The organism is Pseudomonas sp. NPDC089422, from assembly GCF_044749405.1.
GTDB lineage: Bacteria > Pseudomonadota > Gammaproteobacteria > Pseudomonadales > Pseudomonadaceae > Aquipseudomonas.
Genome location: NZ_JBIVHW010000001.1, coordinates 695152 through 709554, shown reverse-complemented (window position 1 = coordinate 709554; position 14403 = coordinate 695152). Strand labels below are relative to the sequence as shown.

13 protein-coding genes and 1 pseudogene are annotated in these 14403 nt (G+C 65.8%); 8 read left to right on the top strand and 6 right to left on the bottom strand.

Annotated elements, in window-relative coordinates:
- The first annotated feature begins 26 nt into the window (after positions 1 to 26).
- From ACIPZ8_RS03235 to ACIPZ8_RS03205, 7 genes are all read left to right on the top strand, one after another.
- The gene (locus tag ACIPZ8_RS03235) at positions 27 to 770 is read left to right on the top strand and encodes a glycosyltransferase family 2 protein (RefSeq protein ID WP_400719560.1); all 744 of its coding nucleotides are present in this window, start codon (positions 27 to 29) and stop codon (positions 768 to 770) included.
- Positions 767 to 1039: a lipid-A-disaccharide synthase N-terminal domain-containing protein gene (locus ACIPZ8_RS03230; RefSeq protein WP_079227811.1), complete on the top strand. Its 273-nt coding sequence runs from the start codon at positions 767 to 769 to the stop codon at positions 1037 to 1039. Before ACIPZ8_RS03235 ends, ACIPZ8_RS03230 begins: the two co-directional genes overlap by 4 nt.
- Positions 1040 to 1042: 3 nt before the next feature.
- Positions 1043 to 2599 (top strand): ArnT family glycosyltransferase, encoded by a 1557-nt coding sequence (locus ACIPZ8_RS03225; protein WP_400719557.1) that lies wholly within the window; start codon positions 1043 to 1045, stop codon positions 2597 to 2599.
- 89 nt (positions 2600 to 2688) lie between these two features.
- Positions 2689 to 3558, top strand: a complete 870-nt coding sequence (locus ACIPZ8_RS03220; protein WP_400719750.1) for an SdiA-regulated domain-containing protein — start codon at positions 2689 to 2691, stop codon at positions 3556 to 3558.
- Between the two features lie 91 nt (positions 3559 to 3649).
- A complete protein-coding gene (locus ACIPZ8_RS03215) occupies positions 3650 to 4870 on the top strand; it encodes a putative DNA modification/repair radical SAM protein (protein WP_400719555.1) in 1221 nt (406 codons plus the stop codon).
- Positions 4861 to 5700: a TIGR03915 family putative DNA repair protein gene (locus ACIPZ8_RS03210; RefSeq protein ID WP_400719553.1), complete on the top strand. Its 840-nt coding sequence runs from the start codon at positions 4861 to 4863 to the stop codon at positions 5698 to 5700. The genes ACIPZ8_RS03215 and ACIPZ8_RS03210 overlap by 10 nt, the downstream gene beginning before the upstream one ends.
- Positions 5701 to 5877: 177 nt before the next feature.
- A complete protein-coding gene (locus tag ACIPZ8_RS03205; RefSeq protein ID WP_400719748.1) occupies positions 5878 to 7980 on the top strand; it encodes a TonB-dependent siderophore receptor in 2103 nt (700 codons plus the stop codon).
- 28 nt (positions 7981 to 8008) lie between these two features.
- Here ACIPZ8_RS03205 and ACIPZ8_RS03200 read toward each other — a convergent pair.
- A pseudogene (locus ACIPZ8_RS03200) lies at positions 8009 to 8149 on the bottom strand (allophanate hydrolase); the annotation flags it as partial.
- Between the two features lie 106 nt (positions 8150 to 8255).
- Here ACIPZ8_RS03200 and yddG point away from each other — a divergent pair.
- The gene (yddG, locus tag ACIPZ8_RS03195) at positions 8256 to 9146 is read left to right on the top strand and encodes an aromatic amino acid DMT transporter YddG (protein WP_400719551.1); all 891 of its coding nucleotides are present in this window, start codon (positions 8256 to 8258) and stop codon (positions 9144 to 9146) included.
- A gap of 24 nt (positions 9147 to 9170) precedes the next feature.
- Here the strand turns inward: yddG and ACIPZ8_RS03190 are convergent, their stop codons facing one another.
- The 5 genes from ACIPZ8_RS03190 to gtdA form a co-directional block, all read right to left on the bottom strand.
- Positions 9171 to 10364 carry a 3-hydroxybenzoate 6-monooxygenase gene (locus tag ACIPZ8_RS03190; RefSeq protein ID WP_400719549.1) on the bottom strand — a complete coding sequence of 398 codons (1194 nt, stop codon included), beginning with the start codon at positions 10362 to 10364 and terminating at the stop codon, positions 9171 to 9173.
- A gap of 37 nt (positions 10365 to 10401) precedes the next feature.
- A complete protein-coding gene (maiA, locus tag ACIPZ8_RS03185) occupies positions 10402 to 11043 on the bottom strand; it encodes a maleylacetoacetate isomerase (protein WP_400719547.1) in 642 nt (213 codons plus the stop codon).
- Between the two features lie 18 nt (positions 11044 to 11061).
- Entirely contained in the window at positions 11062 to 12408 is a 1347-nt protein-coding gene (locus tag ACIPZ8_RS03180) for an MFS transporter (RefSeq protein ID WP_400719545.1), read from the bottom strand.
- 82 nt (positions 12409 to 12490) lie between these two features.
- The gene (locus ACIPZ8_RS03175) at positions 12491 to 13189 is read right to left on the bottom strand and encodes a fumarylacetoacetate hydrolase family protein (RefSeq protein WP_400719543.1); all 699 of its coding nucleotides are present in this window, start codon (positions 13187 to 13189) and stop codon (positions 12491 to 12493) included.
- Between the two features lie 17 nt (positions 13190 to 13206).
- Positions 13207 to 14262: a gentisate 1,2-dioxygenase gene (gene gtdA / locus ACIPZ8_RS03170; RefSeq protein WP_400719541.1), complete on the bottom strand. Its 1056-nt coding sequence runs from the start codon at positions 14260 to 14262 to the stop codon at positions 13207 to 13209.
- Positions 14263 to 14403: the final 141 nt, after the last annotated feature.

Here is a 14403-nt window from a genome sequence, read left to right as displayed (position 1 = left end):
CCATTACAAGAACACAGGTAGCCTCAATGACTGATCCACTTGACCTCTCGGTACTGATCCCCGCCAAGAATGAGGTCGACAACCTGCCGGCGTTGCTGGCGGAAATCCGCACGGCACTGGCCAATGAAAATTACGAAGTGCTGGTGGTCGACGACGGCAGCACTGACCAGACGCTCAACATGCTGAAGCAGCTCAAGCAGCAAGGCTTCACCCAGTTGCGCATCCTGCGCCACGACCGCTCGCTGGGCCAGAGCACCTCGATCTGGCATGCCGCCCAGGCTGCCCGCGGCCGCTGGCTGGCCACCCTCGACGGCGACGGGCAGAACGACCCGGCCGACATCCCCGGCATGCTCGCCCTGGTACGCGGCAACGAAGACTTCGCCGGCGGCATCAAGCTGGTCGCCGGCCACCGCGTCAACCGCCGCGATACCGCCAGCAAGCGCTGGGCCTCGCGCTTTGCCAACGGCCTGCGCAGCCGCCTGCTCAAGGACGCCACGCCAGACACCGGCTGCGGCCTGAAACTGATCGACCGCGACGCCTTCCTGCGCCTGCCCTACTTCGACCACATGCACCGCTACATCCCGGCGCTGATCCTGCGCCACAAAGGCCGCATGCTGGTGCACCCGGTGAACCACCGCCCGCGCCATGCCGGGGTGTCCAAGTACGGCAACCTGGACCGCGCCCTGGTCGGCATTCTCGACCTGGTCGGGGTCTGGTGGCTGATCCGCCGCACGCGCCTCGACACCCAACCCCAGGAGCTCGAAGGATGACCCGCGAAACCCTATGGCTGATCGTCGGCTTCGCCGGCCAGGTCGTGTTCACCGGCCGCTTCGTCCTGCAGTGGCTGTACAGCGAATTCAAGAAACGCAGCGTGATCCCGGTGGGCTTCTGGTACCTGAGCATGCTCGGCAGCGCCCTGCTGCTGATCTACGCCATCTACCGCGAGGACCCGGTATTCATCATCGGCCAGTCGTTCGGCCTGGTGGTCTACCTGCGCAACCTGCAATTGATTGCCCGACACAAAGAGCAGAAGGAATAGCCCTTGCCAAGGTTCAAGACGCTCGGGGCCGAACGCCTGGCCCTGGTTGTACTCGCTGTGCTGCTGGTCGGTGCCGGTATCGGCTGGCGCCAGCCGATGAACGTCGATGAAGAGCGCTTCCTCGGCGTTGCCCTGGAAATGCTCCAGAGCGGCAACTGGTTCATCCCCCACCGCGCTGCGGAAATCTACGGCGACAAACCACCGTTGTTCATGTGGACCGTGGCCCTGTTCAGCTACCTGACCGGCTCGCCCAAGATCGCCCTGTACCTGCCAGGGCTGATGTCCGCGGCGACCATCACCCTGGTACTGCATGACCTGGGGCGACGCCTGTGGACCCGGCGCATCGGTGTGATTGCCGCGCTGCTGTTCCTGGCGACCTACCAGAGCTACAGCATCCTGCGCACCGGGCAGATCGACAGCTTCCTGTGCCTGTGGGTGGCGCTGGGCCTCTACGGCATGGTTCGCCACCTGTTGCTCGGGCCTGCCTGGGGCTGGTTCTACCTGGCCTGCGCGGCCATGGGCCTGGGCATCATCAGCAAGGGCGTGGGGTTTGTCCCGGCGCTGATGCTGCTGCCCTATGCCTGGGCCGTGCGCAAAGGCTGGCGCGGCGTGGTGGCGTACCCCGGCCAGGGTTGGCGCTGGAGCCTGGGCTTCGTCTGGCTGCTGGCAGGCTGCGCGGTGTGGCTGCTGCCGCTGCTGGTATCGATCGCCCACGGCGGCGGTGCGGCGGAACTGGCCTACCTGAAGGAAATTCTCCTGCGCCAGACCGCCAACCGCTATGCCAATGCCTGGGACCATCGCGAGCCCTTCTGGTACTTCTTCGTCAAGGTCATCCCGCAGTACTGGCTGCCACTGATCCTGGCCTTGCCGTGGCTGGTCCCGGCCTGGCGCCGGCAGTTGCACAAACGCGATGGGCGCTTCCTGCTGCTGCTCGGCTGGGTGGCCCTGGTGCTGCTGTTCTTCAGCCTGAGCAGCGGCAAGCGCAAGCTCTATATCTTCCCGGCCCTGCCTGGCCTGGTACTGGTCATCGCACCGCTGGTGCCCTGGCTGCTCAAGCGCTGGCTGCAGCGCCGCCCCGGCTGGCGCAAGGCGTTCACGGCCATTGCCGTGGCCTGGTTCTGCCTGTGGTTCGCCCGCGGCTTCGTCGAGCCGCTCAAGGAAGGCCGCAACCCCCACGAAACCTTGATGGCCGATGCCGCACGCGCCACCGGTGGCGCCGAGCTGGTGCTGGTCAACTGGCGTGAAGGGCACTGGCTGTTCGCTCGACAGCCCATCGTCCATTTCGGTTTCGCCAACCAGTCCAAGCCGGAGACGGCAGTGTACTGGTTGCGCAAGAACCCCACCGCCTTTGCCCTGATTCCGGAGACGGAACTGGGCCGTTGCTTCAACGCCGACAAGGCTCACCGGTTGGGCGATACCTCACGCGCCGAGTGGTACGTGGTCGGTGCCGACGCCGACAACGGCCAATGCCAGCCAGCCGTACCTGAACAGGTCTACCACTTCGCCTGGGCCAACACGCCCGCCAATCTGCAAACCGCAGCACAAGGACGCGCACAATGACTACCCAGACCCTGCCAGCACCACGCCGGCATCTGTGGCGACGCTTGAACCGCTGGGGCCAGGTTGGCGCAATCAGCGTGCTGGTGGCCATGGCCCTGGTGGGCATCGAGGCCGCCCGCTCGTTCTGGCCGCAGCAGCTCTACGCGCACCTGAGCAACCGCTGGACCGGCGACACCGCGCCCGGCAAGAACATCTGGCTGCCGGACTTCAAGCTCACGATCGACGCCAAGGTGGTGGAGCCAGGCCTGGACAACCTCTCCGGCATCACCTATGACTACGACCGTGACCGTCTGCTGGCAATCACCAATGGCATACCCATGGAGCTGCTGGAGTTGAGCAAGACGGGCGACATCGTAGCCCGCTACCCGCTGGTGGACTTCGAGGACACCGAGGGCCTGGCGTACCTGGGCAATGGCCGCCTGGCCATCAGCGACGAGCAGAAGCAACGGCTGGACGTGATCACTCTGCCCGACCACCCGCAGCCGATCCACGCCAGCGAGGCCCAGTGGATCACCCTCGACATCAACCCGACCTTGCGCAACAAGGGCTTCGAGGGGGTGACCTACGACCGCCAGCACGACCGCCTGTTCGCTATCAAGGAGCGCGACCCACGCCAGCTGTTCACTGTGACCGGCATGCTCACGGCGCTCAGCGGTGGCCCCCTGCAAATTACCGTCAGCGACCGCCGCGACTGGGTCAAGCGCAGCGTGTACGCCACCGACCTGTCAGACGGTTACTACGACCCGCGTACCGGCCACCTGCTGGTGCTCAGCGACCAGTCGAAGAACATCACCGAACTTGACGGTGATGGCCGCTTCGTCAGCATTCGTTCGCTGCGTGCCTGGCTCGGCGGGCTGCACCGTGATGCGCCGCAGCCCGAAGGCATGACCATGGACAGCGCTGGCAACCTCTATATCGTCAGCGAGCCCAACCTGTTCTACCGGTTCAGCAAGCCCTGAAGCCTGCAAACTCGTCCGTTCGCCTCCGGGCCCTTGCAAATGCCCAAGTCTCGAAATACTGTATGAATATTCAGTATTTCGAGACATCCCCATGCAGCTCATCGCCAAACTCGGCATTCTCGCCGATGCCGCCAAGTACGATGCCTCATGCGCCAGCAGCGGCGCGCCGAAACGCAGCTCGCGGGGCAGCGATGGCCTGGGCGCGACCGATGGCATGGGCATCTGCCACAGCTACACCCCCGATGGCCGCTGCGTGTCGCTGCTCAAGGTGCTGCTGACCAACTTTTGCCTGTATGACTGCCAATACTGCGTCAACCGCCGTTCCAGCAACGTGCCGCGGGCCCGCTTCAGCCCCGAGGAAGTGGTGCGCCTGACCCTGGATTTCTACCGGCGCAACTGCATCAGCGGCCTGTTCCTGAGCTCCGGGATCATCCGCTCGGCCGACTACACCATGGAACAGCTGATCCGCGTGGCGCGCCTGCTGCGTGAAGAACACAACTTCCGTGGCTACATCCACCTCAAGACCATCCCCGACGCCGACCCGCTGCTGATCGAAGAAGCCGGGCGCCTGGCCGACCGCCTCAGCGTCAACATCGAGTTGCCCACCGATGCCAGCCTCAAGCGCCTGGCCCCGGAAAAGCAGGCGCATACCATCCGCCAGGCCATGGCCGTGATCCATCAGGGCCAGCAGGCTGTGGCCGGTGAACCGAAAGCACCGCGCTTCACCCCGGCCGGGCAGAGCACCCAGGTGATCGTCGGCGCCGACGCCACCGACGACAGCACCCTGCTGCGCAACGCCGAGTCGCTGTATCAGGGCTATGGGCTCAAACGCGTGTACTACTCGGCCTTCAGCCCGATCCCCGACAGCCCTGGCAGCGTGCCGCTGGCCGCCCCGCCGCTGCTGCGCGAACACCGCCTGTACCAGGCCGACTTCCTGCTGCGTGGTTACGGCTACAAGGCCGGTGAACTGCTCGGCCAGGCCGGCAACCTGGCGCTGGACATCGACCCCAAGCTTGCCTGGGCGCTGGCCAACCGCGAGGTGTTCCCGCTGGATGTGAACCGTGCCGAACCGGCGCTGCTGGCGCGCATTCCCGGCATTGGCCTGCGCAGCGTGCAACGGCTGGTGGCACTGCGCCGCGAGCGGCGCGTGCGCTACGACGACCTGATCCAGCTGCGCTGCGTGCTGGACAAGGCGCGGCCGTTCATCGTCACCAGCGATTACCGCCCCGCCGATGGCGAGCTGCGCAGTGGCTTGCTCAGGGCACGCCTGCGCGAACCTCAGGCGCCGCAGCAGATGGGGTTGTGGGGGTGATTGCGCTCGATTGCGATGACCAGTTCGGCACCTGGCGCAACCAGGCCCGCACCCTGCTTGGCCACGGTATCGACCCTGCCGACGTGACCTGGGCACAAGGCCCGATCCAGGACCTGCTGGCCCTGCCCACTCTTTTACCCGAAGGCCCTGGCCCGTTTCGCGCCAAGGTGCCTGCCGCGTTGCTGACGCAACTGGAGCACGCGGCCCGCTACCGCGGCGAGCAACGCTGGAACCTGCTGTATGAAGTGCTCTGGCGCGTGGCCCACGGCGATCGCACGGCCATGCTGGCCGGTGACCGGCTGGGCAGCGAACTGCAGCGGCGCATCAAGCAGGTCAGCCGTGAGGCGCACCACCTGCATGCATTCGTGCGTTTCGTGCCGCTGCCAGAGGCGCTGGCCGAACAGTTGCAGTTGGACCTGGTGGCCTATCACGAACCTGCTCACGACATCCTGGAAAGCGCCAGCGCGCACTTCGCCGACCGCCTCGGGCGCCAGCTCTGGCTGATCGCGACGCCGCAGGATGGCATTCGCTTCGACGGCCAGGCCTTCGACTATCACCGGCGTTGCCCGGACGATTGGCGGCAATGGGCACACAATGCCGACGACCCCGGTGCCGAGCTGTGGCGTACCTACTACCGGCACACCTTCAACCCGGCCCGGCTCAACCCCGATGCCCTGCGCCTGCACATGCCGGGGCGGTTCTGGCGGCACCTGCCCGAAGGCATGCTGATCCCGCAGCTGGAAGGGCTGGCGCGGCAAGGCAAGCAGCGCGACGGGCAGGCACTGGAAGTGGCCAGCCAGCGTGGCAAGAAGATCACCCGCTCCGGGTGATTTGTGAAAATTTTGTAATGGATCTGGCATACCACCTTCCCAAGGAGCGACATATCCTGACAAACTTACTGCTAATCATTCTCATATTTAATTACATTAGCAGTAATCAGGAGCTTGCCCTTCATGCTGTCGCCCCTCGCGCACACGCGCCCTCTCGCTGCCCGTAACCTGCTCGCCATGGCCGTATACATGGCAATCGCCACGCCCGCACTGGCCGAAGACGCCCCGACCACACTGGAACTGGGCGCCACGGAAATCAGCTCGGACGCGCTGGGCAGCACCACCGAAGGCTCGGGCTCCTACACCACCGGCTCCATGTCCACCGCCACCAAGCTGCCGCTGAGCATGCGTGAAACGCCCCAGGCGGTGACCGTGATCACCCGCCAGCGCATGGACGACCAGGCCATGACCAGCATCAACGACGTGGTCAAGGCCACGCCAGGCCTGTTTCTCGACTACTCCAGCGGCCCGGGCCGGCAGAGCTACTCGGCACGCGGGTTCGACATCGACAACCTGATGTACGACGGCATTCCGAGCGGCTATACCGGCTGGGTGGTCGGCGCCCAGCCGAACCTGGCGATGTTCGACCGGGTCGAGGTGGTGCGCGGCGCCACCGGCCTGGTCACCGGTGCCGGCAACCCGTCGGCGGCGATCAACCTGGTGCGCAAGCGCCCGCTGGCCGAGCAGAAGGTCACCCTGACCGGTGCCGCCGGCAGCTGGGATGACTACCGCGGCGAGGTCGATGCCTCCAGCCCGCTCAACGACAACGGCACCCTGCGCGGGCGTGTGGTGGCGTCCTACCGCGACGCCAACAGCTACATCGATGACGTCGAGGAAGACCACGGCCTGTTCTATGCGGTGACCGAGGCGGACCTGTCCGATGACACCAGCCTGATGCTCGGCTTCTCCCACCAGAAGGACAAGACCAATTACTTCTGGGGCGCCATGCCTACCGCCCTCGATGGCCATCACATGGGTTTCTCGCGCTCCTACAACCCCGGCAGCGACTGGGAAAACAAAGATCAGGAGATCGATACGGTTTTCGCCGAGTTGCGCCAGCGCCTGGCCAATGACTGGAAGTTGCAGGTCAATGCCAACTACGCGCAGCAGCAGGCCACCTTTACCGGTTCCTACCAGTCGCGCTGGGCCGGGCTGCAAGCGCCTATTGCGCGCACGGTCTACCAGTCCAGGCACCAGGAAAACCAAACTGGCCTGGATGCCTTCGTCAGCGGGCCGTTCGACCTGCTGGGCCGCAGCCATGAGCTGGTGGTCGGCGCCAGCAAGCGCATCTATGACATGGACACGCGCAATTACAGCCCGTATGACATGTTCTGGCCGCTCAACGGCAGCAAGCCGAACTTCGTTCACACCGGCAATAAACGGGAAGTCACCACACAGGACGGTGTCTATATCACCACCCGACTGAACCTGGCCGACCCGCTCAAGCTGATCCTCGGCGGGCGCCTGGACTGGTACGACTACGACAACCGCGATGGCGACGGCGACTACAAGGTCACCCGCAATGTCACCAAGTATGCAGGCCTGATCTACGACCTCGACGACCATCACTCGGTGTATGTCAGCTATAGCGACATCTTCACCCCGCAAAGCTCGAAGGGCACTTCCGGTACCCCGGTGAAACCGATTGTGGGCAAGAACTACGAGGTCGGCATCAAGGGCGAATACTTCGACGGCGCGCTCAATGCCAGCATCGCGCTGTTCCGCATCGACCAGGAAAACCGTGCCACCCAGGTATTCGTCGCGGACTGCCCGCAAACCTCCTGCTACGAGGCCTCGGGCGAAGTGCGCAGCCAGGGTATCGACATGGAACTGCAAGGTGCGTTGACACCGAACTGGCAAGTCGGTGGCGGCTACACCTACGCCCGCGCGCACACCATCAAGGACGCCGCCAACCCGGCCAAGGTCAACCAGCGTTTCGACACCGACACCCCGGAACACATGTTCAAGCTGAACACGGTCTACCACTTCCAGGGCCCACTGGAGAAACTGCGTGTTGGGGGCAACATTTCGTGGCAGAGCCGTATCTACAACGACTTCACCGTGGCCGATGGCAGCCAGTACCGGCTGATTCAAGGTGCCTATGCGGTCACCGACCTGATGGCCGGCTACCGGGTGAACCAGCACCTCGACCTGCAGCTCAATGCCAACAACGTGTTCGACCGCAAGTACTACTCGGCCATTGCCAGTTCGGTGGACTACGCCGGCGATACCTGGGGCGCGCCACGTAACATGATGCTGACGGCCAAGTACAGCTTCTGAAGACTGTTGTGGATGGCACTGGCTTCGCCAGTGCATCCTCAAGGCTCACCGCCAAGAACCGCGCCTGCTGGTTCGGCTGCATCTGCCCGATCAGGTCCAGGTCGGCACTGATCACCGTGCCGATCATCGCGTAGCCACCGCCCGACACCGCATCCCGGTGCAGGATGAGCCGCGCCGGCTTTCAGAAATTGAGCAAGACAATCGCTCCCGCAGGCCGCTCCTACGAGCAGTCGGTGATAGACTCCCCGGCCTTTTTTTCAGATTGAGAACCTGCAATGCGCATCACCAGCGGCCCTGCCGCCACCGCCTGTGGTCTGGCGGCGATCTTGCTGTGGAGCACGGCCAGCGGCCTGATCCGCAGTGTCAGCGAATACTTCGGGCCGATCGGCGGCGCTGCACTGATCTACACCCTCGGCGCCACCCTGCTGGTGTTGCTGCTCGGCCGCCCACGCCTGCGCCATGCCTCGCGGTTCTACCTGATCACCGGCTCCGCGCTGTTCGTCGCCTATGAAATCTGCCTGTGCCTGGCCCTGGGCTTTGCCGTCAGCCGCACCCAGGCCATCCAGCTGGGCGTGGTCAACTACCTGTGGCCGAGCCTGACGGTGCTGCTGGCGATCTTCATGAACCAACAGCCGGCGCGCTGGATCATCGTGCCTGGCACCGCAGTGGCCTTGCTGGGGATTCTCTGGGTGGTGAGCACCGATGGCCTGTCGCTGGACAGCATCGCCAGCAACGTCGCCTCCAACCCGTTGAGCTATAGCCTGGCCGCCGCCTGCGCGATCACCTTCGCGCTGTACTGCAACATCACCCGGCGCTATGCCAACGGGCAGAGCCATGTGGTGCTGTTCTTCCTGCTGACGGCGGCCGTGCTGTGGGTGAAGTACTGGATCAGCAGCGAAACGCTGCCGCCCTTCTCGCTGCGCCACAGCCTGGAGCTGCTGGCCGCAGCGGTGGGTATGGCTGGCGGCTATGCCTTGTGGAACATCGGCATCCTGCGCGGCAACCTGACCTTGCTGGCGACCGCGTCCTATTCGGCGCCGGTGTTGTCGTCGGCCTTTGCCGCCGCCTGGCTCGGCGCGCACCTGGGGTTGCAGTTCTGGCAAGGGGCGTTGCTGGTGACGGTCGGATCCTTGCTGTGCTGGCAGGCGACTCGCCAACCCAGGTAATGCTTTTGCAGGGCGGGCCGGGTATCAGTGCTCCAGGCAGGTATCAACATTCCAGCCATACAACCACTGCACCGCATCCTGGAACTGCGCCTGCGAACGCCCCTCCCACAGCTGGTTGCGCACCAGCCGCTCGACGCCCTTGGCGTGGTACAGCCGGCCCATCTCCCGCGCCGACCACAGCACCCGTGCCGTGCGCGGAATGCGGATCGACTCGTACAGGCGGAACGCCGCCTGCAAGTCGTGCTCACAGGCCTTGACCGCCTGCCCCAGCACCACCGCATCTTCCAGCGCCATGCAGGCACCCTGGGCCAGGTACTGGGTCATCGGGTGGGCTGCATCACCCAGCAAGGTCGCACGGCCTTCGCCCCACTGCTCCACCGGGTCGCGGTCGGCCGTGGCCCAGCGGCGCCAGGAGGTGGGCCGGTCAAGCATCTGCCGTGGGCGCTCATGGATGCCTTCGAAGTACGACAGCACTTCGTCCTTACTGCCATCGGTGACGCCCCACTGCTCCTCGTTGCGGCTGTGGAAGGTCACCACCAGGTTGTACTGCTGGCCGCCGCGCAGCGGGTAATGCACCAGGTGGCAACGCGGGCCGGCCCATAGCATCGGGGCGTTGACGCGCAGGTCCTCGGGCATGTTCTCGACATCCACCACGGCGCGATACACCACATGGCCGGTGACGCGCGCCGGGTCGCCGACCATGCGCTCGCGGATCACCGACTTGACGCCATCGCAGCCGATCACGGCATCGGCCTGGTAACGGTTGCCCTTGCTGTCGGTCAGGGTCACGCCGTAGTCGTCCATCTCCATGCCGGCAATGTGCGTGGAGGTCTGGAAGCGGATCAGCGGGTTCTCGCGCACGGCTTCGAGGATCGACAGGTGGATGTCGGCGCGGTGGATCACGCCATAGGGGTTGCCGAAGCGCTGGCGGAATCCCTCGCCCACTTCGATGCGCCCGACTTCGTGGGCATCGATGGCGTCCATCATGATCAGGTGGTCGGTGAACACCGAGCGGTTGCGCGCGGCGTTGCCAACGCCCAGGGCATCCAGCGCCGCGTAGGCGTTAGGGCCGAGCTGGATACCGGCACCGATCTCGCCGATGTGGTCGGCCTGCTCCAGCAGCAGCACCTGGATGCCTTGGGCGGTCAGGGCCTGGGCAGCGGCGAGGCCGCCGATGCCACCACCGACGATGATGATTTTTTGTTGTCTGGCAGTCATGATTCGGGTCTCCGTGCAGGTATGGGGCCTGCGTTTCTTATTGAATGAAGTCGGGTTGGCGGCCGGGGGCGGCACGCTGGAAGGCCGGCTGGGCCTGGCAGTGCTCGTACACCGCCATGACCCGGGGGTAGGCCTGCAGGTCGCAGCCCATGCGCTCGGCATTGGCCACCTGCGGCACCACGCAGCAGTCGGCCAGGGTCGCCTGCGCACCGAAGCAGTACGGGCCAAAGCCGTAGCGTTGCAGCAAGGCTTCGAGGGCGGCCAGGCCTTCGGCGACCCAGTAGGCGTACCAGCTGTCCTTGGCCTCGGCGCTCATCTTGAGCTCGCGCTGCAGATAGCCGAGCACGCGCACGTTGTTCAGCGGGTGGATGTCGCAGGCGATCAGCTGCGCGACCTCCAGCACCCGCGCCCGCAGCAACGGTTCGCTGGGCAGCAGCGGCGCCTGGGGGTAGCGCGCGTCGAGGTAGTCGATGATCGCCAGCGACTGGGTCAGGCTGACGCCATCGTCGCGCACCAGCACCGGCACGCCGCCGATCGGGCTCAGTTCGCGGTGCTGCGCCTGGCGCTGTTCGCCAGCACGCAGGTTGACGCCGTGGTAGTCCACCTCCAGGCCCTTGAGTGCCAGGGCGATGCGCACCCGGTACGAGGTGGAGCTGTTGAAGAAGCTGTAAAGCTGCATGGCAGTAGTCCTGCTCGGTCAGAGTGTGATGTGGGTATTGGCGGGCAGCGCGGCGGCCGGCCGCACGCCTTTGCAGAAAATCGCCGCCGCGGCCAGCACGGCCGGCAGCATCAGCACGCCGAACAGCGCTTCGAAGGACAGCCCGGCATCCATCAGCCAGGCGCCGCCGAAGGTGCCGCACACCGAGCCGATGCGCCCTACCCCGTGCGCCCAGCTGACGCCCGTGGCACGGCTGCTGGTGGGGTAGAAGGCGGCGGCCAGGGCGTTGGCGCCGACCTGCGAGCCGCTGATGCAGAAGCCCATGCCGGCCACGCCCAGGCCCAGCAGCAGGTAGTTGCCATGGCACTGGCCGATGGCGAACAGGCAGCCGGCGCCGCCGAGCAAGGCCAGCACCAGTACGTGGTGCGCATCGAAGCGGTCCATGGCCGCGCCCAGGCACAGCGCGCCGAGGGTGCCGCCGATCTGGAACAGCGCGCTGACCAGCGCCGCCTGGCTCAGGCTCAGGCCGGTGTCCCGGACCAGCAGCGGCAGCCAGTTGGTCATGCCGTAGATGATCAGCAGGCTCATGAAGAACGCCAGCCACAGCGCCAGGGTGCCGCGGCGCAAGGGGGCCGCAAGAATCTGACGCACCGGCGAATGGCCCTCGACCGCTTCATCGATGCGCAGGCCCTGGCAGCCAGCCGGCAATGCGCCGATACGCTGCAGAATGGCCAAGGCATCGCCCGGCCTGCGGCGCGCGAGAAAACGTACCGACTCGGGCAGCGCCAGCATCAGCACCGGCAGCAGTGCCAGCGGCAGCACGCCGCCCAGGGCCAGCACGCTGCGCCAGCCAAACAGCGGCAACAGCTGTGCAGCCACCACCCCGCCCAGAGCCGAGCCGAGGGTGAAGCCGCAGAACATGCCGGTGACCATCAGCGAGCGGCGCCGTTGCGGGCAATATTCGGAAGTCAGGGTGATCGCGTTGGGCATCGCGCCGCCCAGGCCCAGGCCGGTGAGCAGGCGCAGCAGTGCCAGGCTGTGCAGGTCCTGGGCGAAGGCGGCAGCCAGGCTGAAGACGCCGAAACAGGCCACCGACCACAGCAGCACGCGCTTGCGGCCGAAGCGGTCAGCCAGTGGCCCGGCCATGAACGCGCCCAGCATCAGGCCGATCAGCGCGGCACCGAGCACCGGGCCGAGTTCGGCGGCGCCGATCTGCCAGTGCTCGCGCAGGGCCGGGGCGATGAAACCGATGGCGGCCGTGTCCAGGCCATCGATGGCCGTGACCAGGAAGCACAGCAACAGGATGCGCCACTGGACGCGGGCAACCGGCTGACTGTCGATGAAGGCTTGTACATCCACAGTGTTGTTGTTGTCGGTGGAAGACATGAGCGGAACCTCCGGGCCGGCGCACAGGCGCGGGCCACGTGTAAAACCGGGAGGAAGGGCCGGCCACGCCGGCCCGGGGCAATCAGATGACGCGCACGTGCAGCTCGCCCAGGCCATCAACGCCACCGACCATCAGCTCACCGGCCACGACCGGGCCGACGCCTTCGGGAGTGCCGGTCATGATCAGGTCACCGGGCTGCAGCTCGAAGAAGCGCGACAGGTAGGCAATGGTTTCCGGCACCGACCAGATCAGCTTGTCGATGTCGCTGCGCTGGCGGTCCTGGCCTTCGACCTGCAACCAGATGGCCGCCTGGGCCGGGTGGCCGACCTGGCTGGCCGGGTGCAGCGGGGCGATTGGTGCGGAGGCGTCGAAGGCCTTGCCGATTTCCCACGGGCGGCCCATCTCGCGCATCTTCATCTGCAGGTCGCGGCGGGTCATGTCCAGCCCCACGGCGTAGCCGAACACGTGTTCGTTGGCCTGTTCCAGCGGGATGTCGCGGCCGCCCTTGCCGATGGCGGCGACCAGCTCGATTTCATAGTGGTAGTTGCTGGTTTCGGCCGGGTACGGCAGTTCCAGGGTCTGGCCATCAGCCACCGGGACCACGGCATCGGCCGGCTTGCAGAAGAAGAACGGCGGCTCGCGGTCCGGGTCGAAGCCCATTTCGCGGGCGTGGGCGGCGTAGTTGCGGCCCACGCAGTACACGCGGCGCACCGGGAAGCGCTGGTCGCTGCCGGCAATCGGCAGGCTGGTGGTGGCGGCAGGTTCGAACAGGTAAGTCATGGCAGAGGGTCCTCGGATCAATGGTGTTCGCGGGCTTCGCGCAGCAGCCCGAGGGCCTCCTGCACCGGCCGGTCGGAATAACTGAACAGCACGCACGCCTCGTCGGCCTGCAGGCTCAGCGGCGCCCAGCTCGGCACCACGAAGGTGTCCTTGGGCTCGAAGTGGAAGGTCTGCCCGCCGATGATGGCGCGGCCACGGCCCTCGACCACCGAGTACACGGTGGCGTCGGTGCAGCGTGCGGTCTTGCCGACGAAGCCCCGTGGCAGCAGTTGCATGCAGGTGCCGATGGTCGGCATGGCCCAGCCGCCGGTGGCCGGGTTGAAGTAGCGCAGCTTGACGCCGTCCCAGGCATCCACCTCGCCCTGGCGCTCGAGGGTGGCCAGCGCTTCGCGGGTACGGGCATAGGGGTAGCTGAAGATCGGCGAAGTGCCGTCGTGCACCTCATGGCGCACGGGCAGCATGTTGGCGCCGTAGCGGGCCAGGCTGTTGCCCTCCGGGCGGCTGACCGGCTGCACGGCTTCGGGGTAGTTTTCGGCAAAGCCGGCGCCGTAGAAACGCACGGTGGGGATGTCCAGGCCGTCGAGCCAGATCACCGGTTCGCCACCTTCGGCTGCACTGGGGTTACCGTGGTCGTGCCAGGTCCAGGACGGGGTGATGATGAAGTCGCCCGGGTGCATGGTGGTGCGCTCGCCGTCCACCGCGGTATAAGCGCCCTTGCCTTCGACCACGAAGCGCAGCGCCGACTGGCTGTGGCGGTGGCTGGGGGCGATCTCGCCCGGCAGGATCAGTTGCAGGCCGGCGTACAGGCTCGGGGTGATCGAAGCCTGACCGCGGATGCCTGGGTTCTCCAGTACCAGCACCCGGCGCACGGCTTCTTCGGCACTGATCAATTGGCCGGCTTCCATCAGGTACGGGCGCACCTCGCTGAAGCGCCAGAGTGCCGCTACGCAGGCGGTGGTGGGCTGGGGCGGTACCAGATTGTGCAGCTGTTCCCACAGCGGGAACAGCGCCTGGGTGTCGATGCGTTGATAGAACTCGGCGCGGGCCGTGCCGATGTTGTCGTTGTTGTTCATCGCTTCACCTGTGGTGGGCTGTGAAGGGGCTCATGGCAGTGGCAGCGCCCCTGTGTCGAGTCGATTAAACGCCCGCTCGACATACAAAAAAAATGATATTTTCGTATGCAGCCATACGATAAATATGATGGGAGACTCGCC